Raw genomic sequence first — 23,295 nt, forward strand, 5'->3', positions numbered from 1 at the left:
AGCGCTGGATCAGCGCTCGATGATTGCGGTGACGCCCTGGCCGCCCGCTGCACAGATGGAGATCAAGCCGCGGCCCGACCCCTTCTCGGCGAGCATCTTGGCGAGCGATGCGACGATGCGTCCGCCGGTCGCGGCGAACGGGTGCCCGGCAGCGAGCGACGATCCGTTGACGTTCAGCTTGCTGCGGTCGATCGATCCGAGTGCCGCGTCGAGGCCGAGGCGCTCCTTGCAGTACTCGTCACTCTCGAATGCCTGCAACGTCGCCAGCACGACGGACGCGAACGCCTCGTGGATCTCGTAGTAGTCGAAGTCCTGCAGCGTCAATCCGTTCCGCGCGAGCAGACGCGGAATGGCGTACGTCGGCGCCATCAGCAGGCCGTCCTTGAACGAACTGTTGCCGTGGATGTAGTCGACGGCAGCGGTCTCCGAATCGACGAGGTGCGCAAGGACCGGCAAGTTGCGCTCGGACGCCCACTCGTCGGTGGACAACAACGCAGCCGACGCACCGTCGGTGAGGGGCGTCGAGTTACCTGCCGTCATGGTGGCGTCGCCGAGCTTGTTACCGAACACAGGCTTCAGCGTCGCCAGTTTCTCGACGGTGGATCCCGGACGCAGGTTGTCGTCGCGCGTGAGTCCGAGGAACGGCGTCACAAGATCGTCGAAGAAACCACGGTCGTAGGCAGCGGCCATATTCTTGTGGCTCGCGGCAGCCAATTCGTCCTGATCCTCGCGGCGAACACCGAACTCCTTCGCCGTGATCGCGGCGTGCTCGCCCATGGACAATCCGGTGCGGGGTTCACCGTTGCGGGGAATTTCGATACCGAGCATCGACGGGCGCACGTTGCCGAGCAGCTTGATGCGATCGGTCGTCGACTTGGCGCGGTTGAGAGAGAGAAGGAACTCGCGGAGTTCGTCGTTGACGCCGATCGGAGCGTCGGATGTGGTGTCCACGCCACCGCCGATACCGGCGTCGATTCGTCCCGACGCGATGGCATCGCCGACCGCGACGACCGACTGCAGGCCCGTTCCGCAGGCCTGCTGCAGATCGTAGGCGGGGGTGTACGGGCTCAGCGCACTGCCGAGGACGGATTCGCGAGTGAGGTTGAAATCGCGACTGTGTTTGAGAACCGCGCCCGCGACGACGAGTCCGAGACGCTCACCTTGCAGGCCGAATCGGCTGACGAGCCCATCGATGGTGGCGGTGAGCATATCCTGGTTCGAAGCCTGTGCGTACTTCTTGTCCGAGCGCGCGAAGGGGATGCGGTTTCCACCGACGATTGCGACCGGTCGTAGCTGCTTGCTTGTCACTGCGTCTCCAAACATCGTGGAATGGCCCTGGTGGAGTTTCATCTTACTGACGAGTAAGTTGGTTGTCGACACCCGGTCGTGCGCTTCGCGCCTGTGCGTTCGTAGTCGGTCCAGGCACCAACTACGCACGCACGGGGCGCCGGAGGCGCCAATTGAAAGGTAGGACAGTGGCAGCCACCAAGGGAGCCCCAGACCTTTACTCTTCGTTCCTGGCGTCCGCGCCGGGAGCATTCATCGCCAAGCAGGCGGGGTTGCCGCAGCCAGAGAAGCTGCGCCGCTACAAGGCAGGCGAACCGCCGCTCGCGGGCCCCGTGTTGATCGGCGGCAACGGTCGCCTCGTCGAACCGCTGCGCATCCTGCTGTCCGACTACCCGCAGGCACAGGCACACGACGAGAAGTACGGCGCCCTCGTGTTCGACGCCACCGGCATCGGGAACGTCTCCGAACTCGAGCAACTGTTCCAGTTCTTCCAGCCGGTCATCCGCAATCTCGCACCGTCGGCGCGCGTCGTCGTCATCGGTACGACGCCCGAGGAAACGGCCGGCGTCGACGAGCATGTAGCCCAACGAGCGCTCGAAGGATTCACCCGCAGCGTCGGCAAAGAGGTCAAGCGCGGAGCGACGGCACAGCTCGTCTACATCTCACCGAAGGCCTCGACGGGCCTGTCGGGCCTCGAATCCACATTGCGTTTCCTGTTGTCTGCCAAGTCCGCGTTCGTCGACGGCCAGGTCATCGCCGTCGGTGACGCCGACTCCGAGGCACCCGCATCGTGGGACAAGCCACTCGCCGGGAAGGTAGCCGTCGTCACCGGCGCTGCCCGCGGCATCGGTGCGACGATCGCCGAGGTGCTCGCTCGCGACGGCGCAACCGTCGTCGCCGCCGATATTCCTGCTGCGGGAGAAGCGCTTTCGGAGACCGCCAACAAGGTCGGCGGCACGTCGCTCGCCCTGGACGTCACCGCAGACGACGCCGGCGAGGTACTGTCCAAGCATCTGCTGGAGCGTCACGGCGGCGCCGACATCATCGTCCACAACGCCGGCATCACCCGCGACAAGACTCTCGCCAACATGGACGAGAGCCGCTGGAACTCCGTCATCGGTGTCAACCTTCTTGCACCGCAACGCATCACCGAGCAGCTGGTTGCCTCGGGCGCATTGAAGGAAGGCGGCCGCGTCGTCGACGTCTCGTCCATCGCAGGCATCGCAGGCAACCGCGGTCAGACCAACTACGGCACGTCGAAGGCCGGCGTCATCGGCCTGGTGCACGCGTCCGCTCCGGTCTTGGCGCAGAAGAACATCACCATCAACGCCGTCGCCCCCGGATTCATCGAAACCGCCATGACAGCGGCGATTCCGTTCGCCACGCGTGAAGCGGGTCGACGTATGAGCTCGCTACTGCAGGGTGGCCAGACCGTCGACGTCGCAGAATTGGTGTCGTACTTCGCTTCTCCCGCATCCAATGCCGTCACCGGACAGATCGTTCGCGTCTGCGGCCAGAGCCTCCTCGGCGCATGAGCGTCGTCGAGCTCGAAGAGCAGCCCAAGACGTCGGAGATCTATGCGTCAGCGGCGTTGGGCGCGTTGCCATTTCTTGGTTCGAAGTCGTCGACGGCGCCGTCGACGGTCTATGAGTTGCGCGGACTTCGCGTCGACCCGGACAACCTCGCCGGATACTGCCGGGCGACGGGACTTCGCTTCGGCGATACCCTTCCGGTGACGTATCCGTTCACTCTGGTCTTCCCGACGGTCATGAAACTGATGGTGTCCAAGGAATTTCCGTTCGCGGCCATCGGATCGGTCCACGCGGAGAACGTCATCGAGCAGTTCCGCGGCATCTCGTCGTCCGAGCCACTGGACATCCGCGTGCACGCCGAGAACCTCCGCGAGCACCGCAAGGGACTGCTGATCGACGTGATCAGCGAGATCAGCGTCGGGCGCGAACTCGTGTGGAAGCAGACGTCCAGCTTCCTGAGCCTGCAGAAGACGTCCCTCTCGGGCGGACCACGGGAAGCCCCGCCCGCCGACGAGGTACCGCCGCCACCGACGCGAACCCTACGCGTGGATCAACGAACGATCAGCAAGTACGCGGCGATCTCCGGTGACCGCAACCCGATCCACGTGTCGACCTTGGGCGCCAAGGCATTCGGGTTCCCGCGCACCATTGCGCACGGAATGTGGAGTGCCGCAGCAGTTCTGCAGACCATCGAAGGTCGAGTGCCGACCGCCGTGACCTACAGCGTGCGGTTCGGGAAGCCGATCGTGCTGCCTGCGACGGTCAACGTGTACGCCGAATCCATCGAGTCCGGGTGGGACCTGTCCCTGAAGCACCCGAAGAAGGGGTATCCGTACCTCACAGCGACTTTGAGGTAGGACGGTGGCTCCGGGGTGAGCGAATGTGACATTCGGTCACCCTGGGGCGGGGGCGGATCCGGAGCGAAGGCGCCATTCAGTCACTCAGAGTGAGCGAGGGTGACATTCGGTCACCTCGGGGCGGGGGTCGATCCGGAGCGAGGGCGCCATTCGGTCACTCAGAGTGAGCGAGGGTGACATTCGGTCACCCCGGGGCGGATCCGGAGCGAGGGCGTCATTCAGTCACTCAGAGTGAGCGAGGGTGACATTCGGTCACCCCGGGGCCGGCCGACCCCCGACTGCCCTATCCCGTGTGCGCGGTCTTCTTACCCGCCAGACCACGCCAGGCGAGGTTCTCGAGCAAGTCTGCTGCTGCGTCGACCTCGATCTCTCCACCGGCGACGCGGTCGGCGACGGCCTCACCCGCTCCGACGAGAGCGACGGCCATCAGCGCGAAGTTCTGGCCGGGCTCGGGGTCCTTGGTGCTCATTTCGAGCAACCCGGCGGTCAGTTCGATGAGCCGGTCCCTGCTGCTCTGAACTTGCGACGCGAATGCCGACTGCCCGATTGCCTGCCGGTACAGCACCATCCAGGACTTGCGGTGTTCGCCGACGAACCCGAGGAACCCGAGGAGTGCGCGTCGTAGCTGCTCGCGCGGGGTGAGCGTCGGGTCGGCGGCGGGGGTCAGTGCTTCGACGAACTTGACGCCTTCACGGTTGATGCACGCGGCGAACAGTTCGTCCTTGGACCCGTAGTACAGGTACAGCATCGGCTTCGATATGGATGCCTTCTTGGCGATCGCATCCATCGATGTCTCGTGGAAACCGTTGTCGGAGAACACATCGACCGCCGCGTCGAGCATCTGCTGCTCACGGACGGCGCGGGGCAATCGCTTGGTGCCGCCAGCCATGTGTCCTCCCAACAAACGTCGAACACATAACCTTACTCCTCAGTAAGGAGGCCTGCGTCACTACGGCAATTTAGCAGGCACCTTTGAAGCGGGCGACGGTGGCAGCCGACTCGTCGACCTGCGCCGCAGGCAGACGGCCCGTCGCCACTGCCTCTTCGAGGTTGTCGAGCACGGCCGGCACGTCGTCCGTCGTCAGCCAGAGTGCGACGTCGGCGCCCGCCACCAGCGCGGCCTCGACTGCGGCGACGATTCCGAGTCGGTCCGTGATCGCGGCCATGCCGCTGAGGTCGTCGGTGAAAATCGGCCCGGTGAACGGCGCTGCGCCGTATCCAACGCCTTCCCGCAGCAACGTCATCGCCGCAGGACTGATGCTCGCCGGAACACCGGGCTCGGTCAGGCCGGGAACGTCGAGGTGTCCGACCATGATTCCGACGCCCGTGTCCGACAACGCCTGGTACGGCAGCAGATCGGACTGCCGCAGCTGTTCGAGTGGAGGCGTCGTCACCGCGCCGGTGTGCGAGTCGCCCGAACCCGAGCCATGACCGGGAAAGTGCTTGATGACGGGCTGAATTCCGGCCTGTCGCAGACCCGCCGCGTACGCGCCCGCGTACGCGATGACCTGCTGCGGATCCTCCGAGTAGGACCGATCGCCGATGACGGAGTCGTCCGGCTGGCCGCTGACGTCGACGACCGGTGCGTAGTCGACGGTGATCCCGAGCTCTTTCAGACCCAGACCACGTTCCAGGGCCATCTGATACGTCTCGTCGGGAGTCATCGTGCGAGCCGTCTCGCGTGCCGACGGATCCGCACCCAACAAGTCCTCGACGCGTGAGACACGCCCGCCTTCTTCGTCGATCGTCACCATCGGTGGCACCGCCGCCGCATCGTTGATCTGTGGGACCTGCCCGTAGGCGAGCGTCGACGAATCGGTCCAGCTGCCGATGAAGATGCCGCCGACCTGCTCGGTCGACATGATGTCGACGGCATCCGCTGTTCCGGTGACGCCGACCGTCAACAACTGGGCCAGACGCTGCCTCTCGGTGAGGGATCCGACGAACGTCGCGCACGCGTCGACCGGGGCGGGCGGCGGCACGGGCGTCGTCGATTCGGTCGTGGGAGCTGTTGCCGACGACGTCGCGACGGGGGCTGCTTCGGGACTGCTGTCGCTGCCGCATCCGGCGATGAAACCGACCCCGAGCACCATTGCAAGGACGGGCACGGGCGATCGGAAGGTCATCATGACACCGACCGTAGTCCAGGCGACCGTACTCCCGCGATCCCCCATCCGAACGGGTTAACCTTGGACAAACGCGACATCAGAAGGGACGTTCGATGCCTGCAGATCTGATCCTCATCGCCTACGACGGCTCCGACAACGCCAAGCGAGCCATCGAGTACGCCGGCCGATTTCTGACCACCCGACGCGCGATCGTCGTCACGGCGTGGGAGCCGATGGTGCGTCAAGCAGCCCGCATGTCGGGGCTGTCGGGCGTCATGCAACCCGAGTGGGTTCCCGACGACCAAGCCGAGGACGTCGCTCTCACCGACGCCAAGGTGACCAACAACGAAGGTGTCCTCCTCGCGGAACAGGCAGGCCTCGAAGTCGAGGGCAACTGCGCCGAATGTACGACGGCCATCTGGAGCGCCATCGTCGAGAAGGCCGACGATCTCGACGTCGACATCATCGTCACCGGCACCCGTGGCACGACGGGTCTTCGTTCTCTGCTCCAGAGTTCGGTCGCAGACCATGTGCTGCGCCACAGCCATCGACCGGTTCTCATCGTCCCTCCTGGTAAGTAACGGCGCGTGCACCCCGGCGACCGGGCGCTCGGGTGATACCGTGATCCGCGCGCGATCGTTGCCCCAGGCGCTTGTCGACGAAAGTGGAGAACCGAGATGAAGTTCGCTGTCCCGGGAGTGGTTGCTGCGGTTGTCGGCGCGGTACTGGGTGCCGGCGTCGTGTTCGGTGTGACCGCGGCCGCGTCGGACAACACTCGTCCCGACATCGATCGCTCCGGCAACGCCGACTCTTCGCTGCTGAACCAGGTTGAGTACGGCAGCCGCTGACGCTCCTGCTTCGATCTCTTCCGAACCACTCGGTCGTAGGTGGCTGCTCGGCGTCTCCACCCTGGCTTTCCTTCTCACTTTTGTCCAGGTTCCCGGCTTCACCGTCGCGGACACCAAATACGATCTGACGCAGAATCCACTCGGATTCCTCGCGCGCGCATCGCATCAATGGACCTCTCAGGCGCCGCTCGGGCAGGTACAGAATCAGGCCTACGGCTACTTCTTTCCGCACGGGGCGTTCTTCGCGCTCGGTGACGTCCTGTCGATTCCGCCGTGGGTGACTCAGCGAATCTGGTGGGCACTCCTGCTGATCGCGGGATTCTGGGGCATCGTCCGTCTCGCCGAAGCACTCGGCATCGGCAGCCGAAGTTCGCGCATCATCGCAGCATTCGCGTTCGTTCTGTCGCCGCGAGTCGTCACGACACTGGCATCGATCTCGTCGGAAACGATGCCGATGATGCTCGCGCCGTGGGTGCTGATTCCGATCGTATGGGCGTTTCGTTCCGAAAGTCCGCCACTGCGCCGGTTGGCAGCCCAATCCGCTGTCGCCGTCGCGCTGATGGGTGCCGTCAATGCCGTTGCGACGGCGGCGGCATGCCTCGTCGGCGTCGTCTGGGTGCTGTGCCACCGACCGGACCGACGCTGGCTGAAGTTCAGCGGATGGTGGGCCGGTTTCCTCGTGCTCGCGACGCTCTGGTGGATCGTGCCGCTTCTACTCCTCGGGAGCGTCAGCCCACCGTTCCTCGACTACATCGAATCCTCGGGTACGACGACGCAGTGGGCCTCGCTCGCGGAAATCCTTCGGGGAACGAGTAGTTGGACACCGTTCGTCTCCCCCGAACGCGTCGCGGGCGCGGTACTCGTCACGCAGCCTGCAGCGGTCGTCGCGACGGGCGTCGTGGCCGCGGCGGGAGTCGCCGGTCTCGCGATGCGGTCGATGCCAGCCCGTGGACGACTGACCGTCATGCTGTTCGTCGGAATCCTCGGTCTCACCGCGGGATACGTCGGCGACCTCGGCTCGCCGATCGCCGACTCGGTCCGACTGTTCCTCGACACCGCGGGCGCACCGCTGCGCAACGTCCACAAACTCGAGCCCGTCGTTCGAATCCCGTTGGTACTCGGACTCGCTCACCTCCTCGCCCGTGTCCCCCTTCCTGGATCGACTCCGTTCCGCGCATGGACCAAGGCGATCGCGCACCCCGAACGTGACAAGATGGTCGCCGTCGCAGGACTCGTCCTCGTCGCGCTGACATTCTCGACGTCGCTCGCCTGGACCGGAAAGCTCGCACCTCGCGGCGCGTACGAATCCATCCCGCAGTACTGGCACGACGCCGCGAACTGGCTCACCGAGAACGCGTCGGGAAGCAGTCCCGACGGCTCCGACGCCGACCGCGCCCTCGTCGTCCCCGGTGCGCCGTTCGCATTGCAGACGTGGGGCCTCACACGCGACGAACCGCTTCAAGCACTTGCGACGACGCCATGGGCCGTGCGTGATTCGGTGCCGTTGACTCCCCCGGGCGCGATCCGCGCGCTCGACTCGGTGCAGCGCCTCATCGCCGACGGTTCGCCGTCGGCCGGCCTCGCGGATACGTTGCGCGGCCAGGGAATTCGCTACGTCGTCGTACGCAACGATCTCGAACCCGAGACGTCGCGCTCCACCCGCCCCGTGCAGGTGCACGCGGCGCTCGACGGCTCCCCTGGGTTGACGCGGGTGGCCGAGTTCGGTGACGAGATCGCGCCCGGAACGGTCGACGGGGTGACGGTCGACGGTGATCTACGACCGCCGTATCCCGCCGTCGAGATCTACGAGGTCGAGTCGTCGGCGAGCGTGTCCGGCCCCTACACCGTGGATCTGGACAAGGTCCCGTTCGTCCAGGGCGGCCCGGAGTCGTTGCAGCGCTTGAATACTCAGCGAAACTCCGGCGTACCGGACCCGATGCCGGCCGGCCCCGTCATCATTGCCTCCGACGCAGCGGCCGCAGGCATGGACGTCGACGCGGTCACCGTGACGGATACTCCGATGAACCGCGAGACCGATTTCGGGCAGGTCGACGACCACAGTTCCGCGTTACGTTCGGCCGACGAGCCGAGACGGTCACTCAACGAGGTGCCCGACTACCCGGTCGACGGCGCCGAGACGGTCGACGCGGAATGGGAAGGCGCGACGATCACCGCATCGAGCTCCGCGTCGGACTCGACACAGATCGGTGGCACCAAGCCCGGAAGCGGAGTCGCAGCCGTCGTCGACGGGGATCTCGCGACCGCATGGGTGTCCAACGGTATCGAAAGCGCTGTAGGACAATGGCTTCAGCTCGATTTCGACGAGCCTCTGCGCGGCGGTCTTCTTCATCTGCGTACGAGTCCCGGCACCATCGGAGACCCCGTCAAATGGGTCGAGGTCACCACCGAGAACGGCAGCACCGCCGCCCGCATCGACCGACCGGGTGACCCGATCACGGTGTCACTGCCGGGCGGGTCGACGTCGTGGCTTCGCATCACCGCCAAATCCACGGTCGACAACACACGGGGCAGCCAGTTCGGCATCAGCGAGCTGTCGGTCGAGGACTACTCCGGTGATGCACCGCAACAGGTTTCGATCGTGCATCGAGCTGTGCTGCCCGCAGTGACTGCCGGAGCGCGCGTCAAGGACTGGGATCTCGGCCAGGAGTTCCCCGGCCGTCCCGGATGCCTGGACACCACCGACCGCATCCGATGCAGCAGCGGCCTGTCGCAGCAACCCGAAGAACTCGGCAGATTCTCGCGCACGTTGTCGGTGCCGTCGGGAACCGCGGTGCTACCCGAACTGACACTGCGCACTCGCCAGAGCCCGGAACTGGAATCGCTTCTGTCGCAACCCGGTCGGCCCGCAGCGAGCGGCGCGTCGGACGTGGGCGATCTGCACGGATCCGCATTCGCAGCGACCGACGGGGACGACCGTACGTCGTGGACTGCACCGCAGAAGAGCGTCGAGAAGCGGGCGGGAACTCAACCGACGCTGACGATCGACCTCCCAGAACCGACGCTCGTCGACGGACTCACGGTGACTCCGAGCGTCGGCACCCTGCCGACGCATCCGACGCGTGTGGCCGTGAATCTCGGTGCCGGACCGCAGGTTCGGGACGTCGACCCCGACGGTGCGACGACCGTCGACCTGGAACCGCACGTGACCGACCGCATCGTTCTGTCGATCGTGGACTGGGACGACGTGCTCGACAGGAATTCACTGGGCTTCATCGTTCCGCAACCGCCCGGCCTCGCGGGCGTCACGGTCCTGTCCGGCGGGCAGGAAGTCGGCACACCGCTGGACGAGAACCGTGAGATCACCGTCGGCTGCGACGTCGGACCGATCGTGTCGATCGCGGGCCAGACCGTCCGCGCCTCGGTGACCGCGACCGCAGCCCAGTTCCGTTCGGGTGCACCGCTTCGAGCGACGATGTGCGAAGGTGCATTCCCGGTGCCCAACGACATTCTGAACCCGATCCCGTTGCCGGAGGGCGCGCAGGACGTCGTCGTCGATCCGGGAGCGGCGTTCTTCGTCGACGGAATGCGCTTGCGCACCATGCCCATTCCCGCCGCTACCGCCTTCGCCAACACTCCACGCCAGGTGACGACTTCCGCTTGGGAAGAGAATCATCGCGAGATCGAGCTGTCCGACACGTCGAGCGATCAGTTGTTGGTCGTTCCCGAGAGCAACAACATCGGTTGGCGTGCAAGCACTCCCGACGGAAGCGAGCTGAATCGCGTCGTCGTGAACGGATGGCAGCAGGGCTGGGTCGTACCTGCCGGAACCACCTCGGTGACGCTCGACTACCCGTCGGACACGTGGTACCGGCTCGGGATCTTCGGTGGCCTCTTTCTGCTGATTCCATTGGCATTCTTTGCTTTCCGGCGCAGCCGCCCCACCGGTGACCCTGCCCCGACGACGTGGCGCAGTCCCGCCGTCGGATGGATGGGAGCCTTCGCTGCCGCTGCGGTCATCGCCGGCGTCACGGGAGTCGTCACGACTGCGGTCATCGCAGCGGCAACCTGGTGGATCGGGCGTCGATTCGGTTCCGACGCCGCCGCGAGAACGCTCGTCACCACAGCCACGCTCGGCACGCTCCTGTCGATGGGCCTGCTGTCGAAGGGCCCGTGGCGCGACGCCGACGGGTACGTCGGGCATTCCTATCTCGTGCAGTTCACGGCGTTGGTCGGTATGGCGGCGCTGGCGGTCGCCGCGTGCAGCGGACTTCAGCGACGACGCGAGGGCCCGAACCGCTGACGCATCGGTTCCTCGACGAGCGCGTAACTCGCCGCAGCGACCGGGATGGACAGGCTCACGGTCACGATCAGCACCAGGAGGAAATGCCCCGAGAACGGGATCAGCCCGAACACGGGGAACACCATCGCCAGCACGACGAGGTGCCAGATGAAGATTCCGTAGGACCAGCGACCCAATGCAAGGGTCACGGGATGCTCGAGAATTCCGTGCCTGCGCGAACCGTCGGCCAGCACGAGCGGCGCCAACAACGCGAACGCGAGGATGGCCCCCAGCAGCACTTTCACCGCGAACTGCCACGGCTCGGGTCGGACCAACCCCTCGGGTCCGGCGAGAGGGGTCGCCGACAATGCGAAGGCCAGCACGGCAATTGCCGCGACGAGCCATCTACGGGACGTCAACCGGTGCATCCACGTCTCGGGACTCGTCGAGTACTCCGCGAGCAGCATTCCTGCCGCGAACCATGCGAAGTATCCAGGCAACCAGTTGTCGTGGTGGATGGCTTCGGGCGTCGACACCGGTACGAACGCCCAGCACAAACTCACAGCCGCGACGACGAACAGCACCGGCCGACGGAATCGCGCCGCGTCACCACGCAACCCGAGCATGAGGATCGCAATGAACGGAAGCGCGAGATAGAACGCCACCTCGACCGACAGGCTCCACATCTGAGTCATGCCCTCGGTCAACGTCAGTGGCACGAAAACCTGGGTGAGCGACAGATTCGCTGCCCACACGCGCCAACTACTCCCTGTGTTCGGCAGGAACAACAGCACGATCGACACGACGACCCAGTACGCAGGCAGAATGCGCACCGCCCTCGACCAGAAGTACCGCAGCATCGGTTGCGCCTCACCGAGCCCGCGCGCCTGCGCCGCATGCGGGCGCCACAGCAGAAACCCCGACAGCGCGAAGAACAGCGCGACGGCGAGATCGAATCGGCCCCAGATCCGGCCCATGACGGCCGAGTTCGCGGCCCCTGTCTGGAACGCGACGTGGGTGACGATGATGCCGATCGACGCGAACGCACGCATCCCCTCGAGCGACGGTATGAACCCGCGCAACGGGACGACTTCACGTGGAACGGAGACGGCCTGTGTATTCATCATCGACAGTCAAGCATCGATGTTCGTGAAAGTTGACCATGATCGGGCGTGCCCGCGCCCGCGCGGCGTGATCACTGTTACTGTCACCAGCGACGTGGCGATACCAATCGGACACTCCAGGTCGGGGGCTCGACCCACCCCGACCTGACGGGGGTGGAAGCAGCGGCACGCCGGGAAATAAGACTAAGGAGACTGTCACATGGCGGAGCGCTCAGGGCCGAGCCGAATCATCGCCCTCGTTCTCGTTGGCCTGGGTGCATTCCTACTGGTCGCGGCGATTCTGATCCCGACCTACACGGTGTCGCGTCTCGAGAAGACGCCCCTCGACCTCGAGGTCACGACGGTCTCCACCGGATCCGGCAGCGTCCTCAACGCAGCATCGCTCACCGCGGGACGCGCACAGGTGGACGAGAACGTTCCGCTCGTGTCGCAGCGTTTCGTCACCGTCGAGGATCCGTCGAACGCCGAGGAGATGACGCTGCAGGCCGGACAGACTCTGCGCCGCAGCGACAAGCAGGGTGACACAGGCCTTCTGACCGCAACCGTCGACCGCGTCACCATCGACCGCGTCAGCTCGATGCCCGTCGAGAATCCCGTCGGAACCATTCAGGTGCAGGGCGACAAGCCCGCCGAGGAAGTTCCGCACACCGGCTTGCAGTACAAGTTCCCGTTCAACGCGGAGCAGAAGAGCTACCCGTACTTCGACATCAACGCTCGCGCATCGAAGGACATCGATTTCGTCGAAGAGACCGAGATCAACGGCACCAAGGTCTACAAGTACCAGCAGGATGTCGGACCGGTGGACCTGTCCACCGTCGTCAACACTCCGACCAACAAGCTGACGCTGCCCGCCGCCACATGGGGCGTCGATGGCGGCGAAGCACCCGTCACGATGACGCGCTGGTACGAGAACACCCGCACGGTGTGGGTCGAGCCGGAGACCGGCGTCGTCGTCAAGGGTGAAGAGCAGGTGCACCAGTACTACTCGCGCACGGCAGGACAGCCCGAGGTCGATGTGCTGAACGCACCGATCACGTTCGACGAGAACACCGTCGAGTACCAGATCCAGCAGGCGAAGGACGGCCAGGACAAGCTGTCGCTGTTCGGTCGCACGCTGCCGATCGTCGCGGCGGTCCTCGGAGTCATCGCCCTGATCGCAGGCATCATCCTCGGTCTCCGCGGCGGCAAGGGCCCGCGTCAGCCTGCACGCACCGGCGGACCGCAGCACAGCGACGACGGCGGCGGCTACGCACCGCAGACCGAACCCGTCAACCGCGACTGGACGACGGATCGGACCGAGGAAATTCCTCGGACGAATCTCTCGAAGGAGTAAGCGGCTTCGCCGCATGTGCACGAAAATACATAGCGGGCTATGTATTTTCGTGCACATGGCGCGAAGCGCCCAACGCAACCGCGCTCATCACCACCGCGCACACAGCGGCAACGGACGCGGCGACGACGACGAACTGCAGAACCGTCGTCGCGACGAACGTCAGCAGCACCACCTCGACGAGCAACCCGACCCACGCGACGAGCGCGAGAGTCGTTCGCTCCCCGGCGATAGCCCACAGCAGCGCACTCTGCAGCACCGCCAGGCACGCGCCCTGCACCGCGAAGATCCACAGATATCCCTGGACGGCTGCGTAGTCCTCACCGACGACGATCGGCACGAGCCCCGCGGCCACCACCGATCCGAGGATCAGCACCGCGCCGATCCCTGCGACGACCGCCAACGCCGACCGCAGCGCCGCACCCGACTGCACCGGATTCGCCATCCGCGGATACAGCACGACGCCGACGGCCTGAGGCAGCCAGAACGCAGCCTTCGTCGCCACGGCTCCGAGCGCGTAGAGACCCGCGTCCTCGCTGCTCAGCTGCCCGCGCGCCAACATCAGATCCACCGACGACAACGCGATCAGCGCGAGCTGCACCTGCGACGCCTGCAGCACCGTCCCGACGCCGATGCGCAGGGCTTCGGCGTCGTCCGAGGCGCCGTCGAGCAGTCGCGCGGCGAGCGCCACCGCGCCTGTTCCTGCTGCGCTGGCTGCCAACACGACGCCGGGGCCTGCACCCAACGCCAGCGCGACCACTGCAGGAACGACCTTGCCGAACCCCGCCGACGCCAACACGATGCTCAGCCGGCCGAACCGCGCCGACCCCTGCAGCAATCCCTGTTCGGTGGCGAGCACGACGAGCATCGGCGCGACGACGAGCGCCGACGTCGTCGCCAACACCCCGGTGTCCAGCGCGTAGGCGACGACCGGGGCACACAGAACGGCCAACACCGCGACGACTGCCGCACAGCGATATCCGAGACCGCGCAGCGACCGTCGGCTCCGGCCGTGGACCACCTCGCGCGCGATGACGGACTGCAACGCGAGAGCAGGCACCGCGAGCACCAACTGCGCGGCGAGCAGACTCGCGAACTCGCCGTACCCCTCGACACCCAACAACCGGCTCGCAGGCAGATGCAGCAGGTACGACGCGACGTTCGCCGTCATGGATCCGATCGTCACCATCGTCATACCTGCCACGGCGGAGGCGGAGACGGCGCGAATCGGCATGCGCCCCACGGTATAGGGTGCCGATCATGGCGTCGTCGACATCGAGGTGGGCGCCGCCGGTCTACAGCCTGCTGCTGTCGGTTCTGGTTCTCGGGCCGCTGCTCGGACCCGGCTATCTTCTGCTTCGCGACGCCGTCAGCACCCCTCGCTCCTACCTGACAGACGCGGCACTGGGCACGACCGATGCCGCTGCGCGAGCGGTTCCACAGGACGCGTTCGTCGCGACGCTGTCGACAGTCGTCGACGGCGGGGTCGTCGTGAAGGTCGTTCTGCTGCTGGCGTTGTGGCTCGCGGGGTGGGGTGCCGCTCGTATGTCCCGCGCGCTGCTCCCGACGGCTCCGACGCCTGCGCTGCTGACGGCCTCGACCGTCGCGATCTGGAATCCGTACGTCGCCGAGCGTCTGCTGCAAGGACATTGGTCTCTGCTGGTCGGGTATGCAGCACTGCCGTGGACGGTCTCGGCTGCCCTGACGCTTCGACGCACCGGCCGTTGGGCTCCGCTGGCCGTCTGCCTCGCCGCCGCAGGACTCACTCCGACCGGTGCCGTTCTCGCGGCGATCGTCGCGCTGGCCGTGTCCGGCACTCTCCGACGCGGTCTGATCACGTCGGCACTCGCGATCACCGCGTCGCTGCCGTGGCTCGTCGCGACGGCAGTGTCCGGGGGCGGAACAACGAGCACCGACCCGGCAGGCGTCGCAGCCTTCGCTGCCCGCGCCGAACCAGGCCTCGGCACGATCGGCAGCCTCGCCGGACTCGGCGGCATCTGGAACGCCGATGCCGTCCCGACGTCCCGCACGTCGTTGTTCGCCGTCGTCGGAACCGCGTTGCTGCTGGCCGTCGTCGCCCTCGGGATTCTGCTGCTGTGGCGTCGTCGGCGACATCCGTACGTGCTCGCGCTGGGTGTAGTCGCCGTCGTCGCCGTCGTGAGTCTCGCGCTCGCGGCCACGAGCCCCGGCCTGCACGTCGGCGAATGGGCGGCGACGCACGTCCCCGGCGCCGGATTGCTGCGCGACGCGCAGAAGTGGGTCGCGTTGGCGATGCCGTTCTACGCACTGGCCTCGGCAGCCGGTGTCACCTGGGCGGCGGCCAGGCTGCGAAACGCGTGGCTACCGGGCATCGCCGCGATGCTTGCGGTGCTGATTGCTCTGCCGGACCTCGTGTGGGGCGTCGCGGGCCAGATCCGGCCCGTCGACTACCCGTCGTCGTGGCACACCGTTGCCGAGAAACTCGAAGGCGACACCGGCGACGTCGCGGTGCTTCCCGCAGGCATGTTCCGCATCTTCCCGTACAGCGGCGACGCGCCCGTGCTGGATCCGGCTCCCCGCATGCTGCCGCTCGACGTCCTGCAGACCGGCGAATTGATCGTCGCAGGCGGTTCCGTACGCGGCGAAGGATCACGAGCCGAATCCGTCGAGTCCGTTCTCCTCGCAGGCGGGAGCGTCGACGAGCTGCGACGGCTCGGCGTCGGCTGGGTTCTGGTGGAACGTACGACGCCGGGGCAGCTCGGCGAGTCGCAGACCACGCTCGACCAACTCGACAGCGCCTATTCCGACGACGAACTCGCCCTCTACCGCATCCCCGACGCGCTCGACGCGTCCGAGTCCGGCGGCAACGCGGCGGTCGTCGCCGCGCACCTCGTGTGGTTCGCGCTGCTTGCCGGCGGGTTCGGCGTCGCGATCTACCGGCGCGAGGGCTGAGGCACGCTCGGCGACACCAGCCCGGAGACGTGGTCGCCGGCCACCGAGGCTTCGAGCACGCTGTGGACGCCGTGCGCGCACTGTTCCCAGGAGAATTCGCGTGCGCGGACGCGAGCTTTCTCACCCAGGTCGGCGCGCATCTCCGCGTCGCGCAGAAGATCCCCGACGGCGGCGGTCAGCGCCGTGACGTCGCGATCCGCGCCGTCGGCGCCGACCAGCAGTCCCGTCACACCGTCGATGATCGAGTCGGTGAGGCCCTTCGAGCTGCGGTATCCGACGGTCGGCACGCCGTGTTGCGCGGCCTCGACGACCGCGAGACCCCAGCCCTCCTTGCGGGAGGGCATGACGTGCACCCACGATTGCCCGAGAAGTTCGTGCTTGCGCAACTCGTCGACGTGGCCGTGGAACGTCACCGCGTAGTCGATGCCGAGCTCGCGGACTCGCTGACGCAGGTTGTCCTCCCACCAGCCACCGCCGATGACGTCGAGGTGCAGGTCAGGGATCGTCGAACGCAGTGTCGCGACCGCGGCGAGCGCATCCTCGATCTGCTTGTGCGGAACCAACCTCGACAGCACCGACAACGACGGATGAGACGACCTGACGTCCTCGGGAATCTCGCCCGGGACCGCGTCGACCCCGTTGCGTACGACGGCGATGCGATCTCGATCGACGCCGAGCGCCACCAACTCGTCGGCCGACGGCAACGACACCGTCAGGTACTGATTCGCGCGATGCACCCGCGGCGAGACGGCGCTTTCGAGCCACCAACCGAGCTTCGCCATCAACGGACCGGCGACCGGCCACTGCTCGCGGTGGCAGTGGTGCACGAGCAGCGTCACCGGCACTCCGGCAGCAATGCGCGAGAAGAACGGAATGCCGTTCTGAGTGTCGACGACGGCGTCGGGCCGAATTCCGCGCAGCGGCCCGAAACCCAGACGACCTGCGACGATGGCGGCGAGCGCCCGCGGATACACGCTGAGGCGGCCACCACCGCGACTGATGCGAATGCCGTCGACCACTTCTTCGGCGGGAGCGCCGGGGTACGACGCGGTCCGCAGCGTCACTCGGACGCCGCGCCTCGCCAGACCTGCGCCGACCTGCTCGAGATAGCGTTCACTGCCCCCACCCTGGGGGTGGCCGGTATCTCGCCAGCAGAGCAGCAGCACCTCTCGCACAGCTTCCGTCCCCCATCACGGCCACAACAACACGAACTCGAAACACCCTAACGGTTCGTCCGGCCCCGCGAAGCCCGACGCGTCGGCTTCACATACTCTTTCTGCTCGTGTCGTACTTCAGGAGGCGCCGGTCGGAGGTCACCCGCCTCTTCGCGAAACGGGCGACTCTGCGGCGGTCGGTGAGCCTGCTGAACGACTTCGGACACGAGCAGAGCGCACCGGACATCTTCTACGGCGCTCTCGCGCGCGACTCCGTCGAGCTGATCGGTGACCTCTATCGAGGCCTCACAGGTGACGAGCTTCGTAGCCGCATCGTCGTCGACGTCGGAGGTGGTCCCGGCTACTTCGCCCAGGTGTTCCAGGACAGCGAGGCGCGCTACATCCCCGTCGAACCCGACCCGTCCGAGATGCACGCCGCCGGCCTGGCCGTGCACGGGAGCGTACGTGGCTCCGGCATGGCATTGCCCTTCCGCGACAACAGCGTCGACATCTGCTTTTCCTCCAACGTCGCCGAGCACGTACGCGAGCCGTGGACGATGGCCGAGGAGATGCTGCGCGTCACCAAACCCGGCGGCCTGATGGTCCTGTCGTACACGCTGTGGTTCTCACCGTTCGGAGGTCACGAGACTCGGCCGTGGCACTACTTCGGCGGACGTTACGCCGCCGAACGATACCGTCGGACGCATGGTCGGCAGCCGAAGAACCTGTTCGGTGAATCCCTGTTCGACATCGGCGCATCCGACGGATTACGTTGGGCCCGTAGTACTTCCAGTGGAACGCTGCTCGCCGCCTTTCCGCGATACCACCCCCGCTGGGCGTGGTGGATCATCCACGTTCCGGTCGTCCGCGAATTCCTCGCCAGCAATCTCGTCGTCGTCCTGGAGGCACACGCTACGTTGGAAAGATGACAGCGCTGGCATTGGACATCGGGGGAACGAAGATGACCGCGGCGGTGGTCGGCGACGATGGGCGTCCCGGCGAAGCACTGGAAGTCCCGACGCCCGAGACCGACGTCTGGAAGGCATGTTCCGACCTGCTCGACGCGGTCGCCGTCGGCAGCGACATCGAACGCGTCGGCATCGCATGTGCAGGCCCGGTGAACACCATCTCCGGTTCCGTGGCACCGATCAACATCCCGGAATGGAAAGACGGATTCGGCCTCGGCGAGGCCGTTCGAAAGCACTTTCCCGACGCGTCGACGACGGTCGCCATGGACGGCGGGTGTGCCGCGCTCGGTGAGCACAAGTTCGGCGCAGCCCAGGGCGTCGACGACGTGTTGAGCCTGGTCGTGTCCACGGGCATCGGCGGCGGCCTGGTACTCGGCGGCGAGATCGTGCACGGGCGCAGCGGCAATGCAGGCCACATCGGGCACATCGTCGTCCCCGGCTCGACGACGCCCTGCACGTGCGGCGGCCTCGGCTGCGTGGAAACGGTGTCGAGTGGGCCATCCGCGGTGCGATGGGCACAGGAGCAGGGATGGGAAGGGTCGACGGGCGCCGAACTGGCCCGCTCCGCACAGGACGGAGACGTCGTCGCGATCACGACGCTGCAGCGTGCGGGCGTCGCATTGGGGCAGGCGATCGCGTCGGCCGCCGCGTTGGTGGACGTGAATCTCGTCGTCATCGGCGGCGGTTTCGCGCAGGCAGGCCCGCCGCTGTGGGATCCGATCAAGGAGTCCGCGGCGCTGCACGCGCGCCTGAAGTTCCTCGACGGCTTGGAGATCGTGCCCGCGCAGCTCGGTGGCGTCGGGACTCTGACGGGTGCGGCGGTGCTTGCGACTTCGTCGCCCGTGCGCGGAAAGTAACAATCTGGACCAACTATGCACGCACGGGCGCTTCGCGCATCTTCCCAATTTCTGTAACGTGTTCTAGCCTCGTTTCATGACCGACTTCGCGAAGCTGTTCATCGGCGGCCACTGGGCTGCACCGTCGACCGAGGAGAGGCTGGAGGTCTTTTCTCCCGCTACAGAAGAGCGCGTCGGGAGCACTCCCGTCGCTGCCCCAGCGGATATCGACGCTGCCGTCGGTGCCGCGCGTAGAGCCTTCGAATCCGGTCCGTGGGCGCGCACGACCCCCTCGGAACGAGCACAGGTTCTATCGAATGTTCACAAGCTGATCGAGGCCCGCATCGCCGAACTGTCCTCGACGCTCACCGACGAGATGGGCGCTCCCGGCGTCATGGTCGGGATGCTGCAGCAGACCCCGTCGCTGGCAGTGCTCGACTACTACGCCTCGCACGCCGAGACCTTTCCGTGGGAGGAGACCCGGCACGGCATCTTCGGTCAGACGAAGGTGACGCGCGAACCCGTCGGCGTCGTCGCGGCCGTCATCGCATGGAACGTGCCCCTGTTCCTGGCCATCAACAAACTCGCGCCCGCCCTGCTGTCCGGGTGCTCGGTCGTGCTGAAACCCGCTCCCGAGGCGCCGCTTGCCGTGAATCTGCTCGCGGACATCTTCGCCGAAGCGGGACTTCCCGACGGGGTCTTGTCGGTGCTGCCCGGTGGCCCGTACACCGGCGAGTACCTCGTCTCGCATCCCGGCGTCGACAAGGTGACGTTCACCGGCAGCACGACGGTCGGCCGCACCATCGGCACCATCGCAGCCCAGCAACTGAAGCGATGTTCGCTCGAACTCGGCGGGAAGTCTGCAGCAATTCTGTTGCAGGACATGGACGTTGCGTCGTCGATGCCGATGCTGCTGCTGTCCGGACTGATGAACAGTGGGCAGGGGTGCGCGGCGCAGACCCGCATACTCGCGCCGCGTTCCCGCTACGACGAGATCGTCGACGCGATGGTCGCCGGCGCCGGCGCGATGATCATGGGAGATCCGAAAGATCCTGCGACACAACTCGGACCGCTGATCTCGGAGAAGCAGCGCACACGCGTCGAGGGTTATATCGCCGCAGGCAAGGACGAGGGCGCGAGAATCGTTCTCGGAGGCGGCCGTCCGCAAGGGCTCGAGACAGGGTGGTTCGTCGAACCGACCATCTTCGCCGACGTCGACAATTCGATGACCATCGCGCGCGAGGAGATCTTCGGGCCGGTCCTGTCGGTGATTCCGTACGACTCCGAGGACGAGGCCGTCAAGATCGCGAACGATTCGGACTACGGACTCGCGGGATCGGTGTGGACCGCGGATGTCGATCACGGCCTCGACATCGCCGCACGGATCCGCACCGGAACGTACGCGATCAACTGGTACGCCTTCGACCCCAGTTCACCGTTCGGCGGCTACAAGAACTCGGGGATCGGACGCGAGAACGGCCCCGAGGGTCTCGACGCCTTCTGCGAACTCAAGTCGGTGCTGATGCCGCCGGGCTTTCAGGGCTGACAAAAACTCCCCTATTGGGAATCCAGAGGGTTCGGATTCCGAATAGGGGAGTCGATTTCGCCCGATCAACGGAAAACTAGGCGCCCAAACGCTGCTTCAACGCGTCGAACTCGTCCTTGATGCCGGTGGGCAACTTCTCGCCGACGAAGTCGAACCACTCCTCGATCAGCGGGATCTCGGCCTTCCACTCGTCGACGTTCACCGCAAGTGCCTCGGCGACGTCGTCGACCGTGGTGTCGAGTCCGGAGATGTCGAGCGCCTCTGCCGTCGGGACGACACCGATCGGCGTCTCGACGCCTGCGGCCTTGTGCTCGATCCGCTCGACGATCCACTTCAGGACGCGAGAGTTCTCACCGAATCCGGGCCACAGGAAGCGCTTGTCGTCGCCACGGCGGAACCAGTTGACGTAGAAGACCTTCGGAAGCTTGGAGTCGTCGGCGTTCTTGCCGAGGTCGATCCAGTGCTGGAAGTAGTCGCCGACGTTGTAGCCGAGGAACGGAAGCATGGCCATCGGGTCGCGGCGAATGGTGCCGACCTTGCCCTCGGCCGCTGCGGTCTGCTCCGAGCCGACGGTGGCTCCCATGAACACGCCGTGCTGCCAGTCACGAGCCTCGGTGACGAGAGGAACGGTCGTCTTACGACGTCCACCGAACAGGATCGCCGAGATCGGCACACCCTGCGGGTCGTCCCACTCCGTCGCCATCGACGGGCACTGAGCCATCGGCACGCAGTAACGCGAGTTCGGGTGCGCGGCAAGCGAATCCGATTCAGGCGTCCACTCGTTGCCCTTCCAGTCGATCAGGTGCTGAGGATCGCCTTCGAGGCCCTCCCACCACACGTCGCCATCGTCGGTCAGTGCGACGTTGGTGAACACCGAATTGCCCTGATCGATGGTCTTCATCGCGTTGGGGTTGGAATCCCAGTTGGTGCCCGGTGCGACGCCGAAGAATCCGAACTCAGGGTTGACGGCGTACAGACGGCCGTCCTCGCCGAAGCGCATCCATGCGATGTCGTCGCCGATGGTCTCGGCGCGCCAGCCGGGGATGGTCGGCTGGATCATCGCGAGGTTGGTCTTACCGCACGCCGACGGGAACGCCGCGGCGATGTAGTAAGCCTTGTCCTCGGGCGAGATCAGCTTGAGGATCAGCATGTGCTCGGCGAGCCAGCCCTCGTCGTGGGCCATCGCCGACGCGATACGCAGCGAGTAGCACTTCTTGCCGAGCAGTGCGTTGCCGCCGTAGCCGGAACCGAAGCTCCAGATCTCGCGATCCTCGGGGAAGTGAGTGATGTACTTGGTGTCGTTGCACGGCCACGCCACATCGTCCTGGCCCTCGGCGAGCGGAGCGCCGAGCGAGTGCAGAGCCTTCACGAAGAATCCGTCGGTGCCGAGCTTCTCGAGCACGGCCGATCCCATGCGAGTCATGACGCGCATCGAGACGACGACGTACTCCGAGTCGGTGATCTCGACACCGAGCTTGGGGTCGTCGGCGCCGAGCGGGCCCATGCAGAACGGGACGACGTACATGGTGCGTCCACGCATGCTGCCGCGGTAGAGGTCGGTCATGAGACCGCGCATCTCCGACGGATCCATCCAGTTGTTGGTAGGGCCTGCGTCGATCTCGCGCTTGGAACAGATGTAGGTCCGCGACTCCACGCGAGCCACGTCCGACGGATCCGAGTTGCCGAGGAACGAGTTGGGCTTCTTCTCGTCGTTGAGGCGAGTGAAGGTGCCTGCGTCGACCAACTGCGTGGTGAGGCGCTCCCACTCCTCGTCGGAACCGTCAGCAAAGACCACGCGATCCGGCTCGGTGAGTTCTGCAACCTGCTGAACCCACGCAAGAAGTTCCTTGTGCTGGGTGGGAGGTGCGGCGTCAGTGCCGTTCAAACCGGGAATGGTCGCTGAGGTCATCTAACTCTCCTGGGGTGAGCCGGAATCAGTTCCACTACATCCACTGCTGGGCATTGGCAGAGGCGGAGCAGATCTGATTTTCCCCTCGGTGGGGAGCTGCCCTATCACTCGATCTGCGTATACAGCATCATACTGGCCACGTCAAACCGAAGACACGGGCGCCGGGTGTCCTGGTCCCAGGTTAACGCCGGATGTCTCCATTCCGGAATCAACGTGTTGTCCGATTGGTCACAAGAACGATTCAGCTACCGGAAAGTAATAGTTCAGAGGCTTCACGCTGCAGGTATTCCATGTAAGGACATTAAATACAATCAGTTCTTTTCATCAGAACAATTCCCCGGAATCGATCCGATCCCATCTCGATGTACCGTCAGCGACGCGAAAAACTTCCCAAGTTTCGTAATGGCCGTCACGAGCGACACTGGTGAACGTATCCATCACACCGTCCTCGTTTCTGTCCGTAGCAACCGTCACGCCTGCATCCGTGTGAACAACACGGGTCTCGTCGACGCCGTTGCCGTCCACGTCGAACATCTCGATTCCCGGGGCGAAGCGGTCGGCATCCTCGTGCGGTTCCTGGTCGAGCAGCAGTGCGTCGTCGATATCCATCACTCGAGCGCTCCCC

General features: G+C 65.7%; 18 protein-coding genes. 10 read left to right on the forward strand and 8 right to left on the reverse strand.

Annotated features, from left to right (window positions below; translation table 11 throughout):
* Positions 1–9: 9 nt before the first annotated feature.
* Positions 10–1,350 carry an acetyl-CoA C-acetyltransferase gene (locus CHB96_RS14995; RefSeq protein ID WP_371829015.1) on the reverse strand — a complete coding sequence of 447 codons (1,341 nt, stop codon included), beginning with the start codon at positions 1,348–1,350 and terminating at the stop codon, positions 10–12.
* 125 nt (positions 1,351–1,475) lie between these two features.
* Between CHB96_RS14995 and CHB96_RS15000 the strand changes: the two genes are divergently transcribed.
* A complete protein-coding gene (locus tag CHB96_RS15000) occupies positions 1,476–2,822 on the forward strand; it encodes a 3-oxoacyl-ACP reductase (RefSeq protein WP_089247560.1) in 1,347 nt (448 codons plus the stop codon).
* Positions 2,819–3,676, forward strand: a complete 858-nt coding sequence (locus CHB96_RS15005; protein ID WP_089247562.1) for a MaoC/PaaZ C-terminal domain-containing protein — start codon at positions 2,819–2,821, stop codon at positions 3,674–3,676. The genes CHB96_RS15000 and CHB96_RS15005 overlap by 4 nt, the downstream gene beginning before the upstream one ends.
* A 283-nt stretch (positions 3,677–3,959) precedes the next feature.
* Here the strand turns inward: CHB96_RS15005 and CHB96_RS15010 are convergent, their stop codons facing one another.
* Together CHB96_RS15010 and CHB96_RS15015 are read right to left on the reverse strand one after the other, a co-directional pair.
* On the reverse strand, positions 3,960–4,565 hold the full coding sequence (locus CHB96_RS15010; RefSeq protein WP_089247564.1) for a TetR/AcrR family transcriptional regulator: 606 nt from the start codon (positions 4,563–4,565) through the stop codon (positions 3,960–3,962).
* Positions 4,566–4,635: 70 nt separating this feature from the next.
* The gene (locus CHB96_RS15015; protein ID WP_089247566.1) at positions 4,636–5,805 is read right to left on the reverse strand and encodes a glycoside hydrolase family 3 N-terminal domain-containing protein; all 1,170 of its coding nucleotides are present in this window, start codon (positions 5,803–5,805) and stop codon (positions 4,636–4,638) included.
* A 92-nt stretch (positions 5,806–5,897) separates the two neighbouring features.
* Between CHB96_RS15015 and CHB96_RS15020 the strand changes: the two genes are divergently transcribed.
* From CHB96_RS15020 to CHB96_RS15030, 3 genes are all read left to right on the forward strand, one after another.
* A complete protein-coding gene (locus CHB96_RS15020) occupies positions 5,898–6,365 on the forward strand; it encodes a universal stress protein (protein ID WP_089247568.1) in 468 nt (155 codons plus the stop codon).
* Between the two features lie 96 nt (positions 6,366–6,461).
* The gene (locus CHB96_RS15025; RefSeq protein WP_084423591.1) at positions 6,462–6,632 is read left to right on the forward strand and encodes a DUF2613 domain-containing protein; all 171 of its coding nucleotides are present in this window, start codon (positions 6,462–6,464) and stop codon (positions 6,630–6,632) included.
* Positions 6,613–10,893 (forward strand): alpha-(1->3)-arabinofuranosyltransferase, encoded by a 4,281-nt coding sequence (locus CHB96_RS15030; protein WP_217899955.1) that lies wholly within the window; start codon positions 6,613–6,615, stop codon positions 10,891–10,893. The genes CHB96_RS15025 and CHB96_RS15030 overlap by 20 nt, the downstream gene beginning before the upstream one ends.
* On the opposite strand, the gene CHB96_RS15035 is transcribed toward CHB96_RS15030, so the two are convergent.
* Positions 10,863–11,996, reverse strand: a complete 1,134-nt coding sequence (locus CHB96_RS15035) for an acyltransferase family protein (protein WP_176444316.1) — start codon at positions 11,994–11,996, stop codon at positions 10,863–10,865. The two genes, CHB96_RS15030 and CHB96_RS15035, sit on opposite strands and share 31 nt — an antisense overlap.
* Positions 11,997–12,195: 199 nt before the next feature.
* On the opposite strand from CHB96_RS15035, the gene pgfA reads away from it, so the two are divergent.
* The gene (pgfA, locus tag CHB96_RS15040; protein WP_089247570.1) at positions 12,196–13,329 is read left to right on the forward strand and encodes a cell envelope lipid trafficking protein PgfA; all 1,134 of its coding nucleotides are present in this window, start codon (positions 12,196–12,198) and stop codon (positions 13,327–13,329) included.
* Between the two features lie 37 nt (positions 13,330–13,366).
* Here pgfA and CHB96_RS15045 read toward each other — a convergent pair whose 3' ends face one another.
* Positions 13,367–14,560: a polysaccharide biosynthesis protein gene (locus tag CHB96_RS15045; protein WP_176444303.1), complete on the reverse strand. Its 1,194-nt coding sequence runs from the start codon at positions 14,558–14,560 to the stop codon at positions 13,367–13,369.
* Positions 14,561–14,586: 26 nt separating this feature from the next.
* On the opposite strand from CHB96_RS15045, the gene CHB96_RS15050 reads away from it, so the two are divergent.
* On the forward strand, positions 14,587–16,257 hold the full coding sequence (locus tag CHB96_RS15050; protein WP_089247847.1) for an MmpA family trehalose lipid delivery protein: 1,671 nt from the start codon (positions 14,587–14,589) through the stop codon (positions 16,255–16,257).
* On the opposite strand, the gene CHB96_RS15055 is transcribed toward CHB96_RS15050, so the two are convergent.
* Positions 16,239–17,432: a glycosyltransferase family 4 protein gene (locus tag CHB96_RS15055; protein WP_089247571.1), complete on the reverse strand. Its 1,194-nt coding sequence runs from the start codon at positions 17,430–17,432 to the stop codon at positions 16,239–16,241. The two genes, CHB96_RS15050 and CHB96_RS15055, sit on opposite strands and share 19 nt — an antisense overlap.
* Before the next feature lie 107 nt (positions 17,433–17,539).
* On the opposite strand from CHB96_RS15055, the gene CHB96_RS15060 reads away from it, so the two are divergent.
* The 3 genes from CHB96_RS15060 to CHB96_RS15070 all read left to right on the forward strand — a co-directional run bounded on the left by CHB96_RS15060 (position 17,540) and on the right by CHB96_RS15070 (position 20,761).
* Positions 17,540–18,340 (forward strand): class I SAM-dependent methyltransferase, encoded by an 801-nt coding sequence (locus CHB96_RS15060; protein WP_089247572.1) that lies wholly within the window; start codon positions 17,540–17,542, stop codon positions 18,338–18,340.
* Positions 18,337–19,236, forward strand: a complete 900-nt coding sequence (locus CHB96_RS15065) for an ROK family protein (RefSeq protein ID WP_089247573.1) — start codon at positions 18,337–18,339, stop codon at positions 19,234–19,236. Before CHB96_RS15060 ends, CHB96_RS15065 begins: the two co-directional genes overlap by 4 nt.
* A gap of 76 nt (positions 19,237–19,312) precedes the next feature.
* Positions 19,313–20,761 carry an aldehyde dehydrogenase gene (locus CHB96_RS15070; RefSeq protein ID WP_089247574.1) on the forward strand — a complete coding sequence of 483 codons (1,449 nt, stop codon included), beginning with the start codon at positions 19,313–19,315 and terminating at the stop codon, positions 20,759–20,761.
* A gap of 76 nt (positions 20,762–20,837) precedes the next feature.
* Here the strand turns inward: CHB96_RS15070 and CHB96_RS15075 are convergent, their stop codons facing one another.
* Both CHB96_RS15075 and CHB96_RS15080 read right to left on the reverse strand, forming a co-directional pair.
* Positions 20,838–22,670 carry a phosphoenolpyruvate carboxykinase (GTP) gene (locus CHB96_RS15075; RefSeq protein ID WP_089247575.1) on the reverse strand — a complete coding sequence of 611 codons (1,833 nt, stop codon included), beginning with the start codon at positions 22,668–22,670 and terminating at the stop codon, positions 20,838–20,840.
* A 324-nt stretch (positions 22,671–22,994) separates the two neighbouring features.
* The gene (locus CHB96_RS15080) at positions 22,995–23,279 is read right to left on the reverse strand and encodes a DUF6802 family protein (RefSeq protein WP_089247577.1); all 285 of its coding nucleotides are present in this window, start codon (positions 23,277–23,279) and stop codon (positions 22,995–22,997) included.
* Positions 23,280–23,295 lie beyond the last annotated feature (16 nt).

Origin of the sequence: Rhodococcoides kyotonense (assembly GCF_900188125.1) — a bacterium.
Lineage (GTDB): Bacteria > Actinomycetota > Actinomycetes > Mycobacteriales > Mycobacteriaceae > Rhodococcoides > Rhodococcoides kyotonense.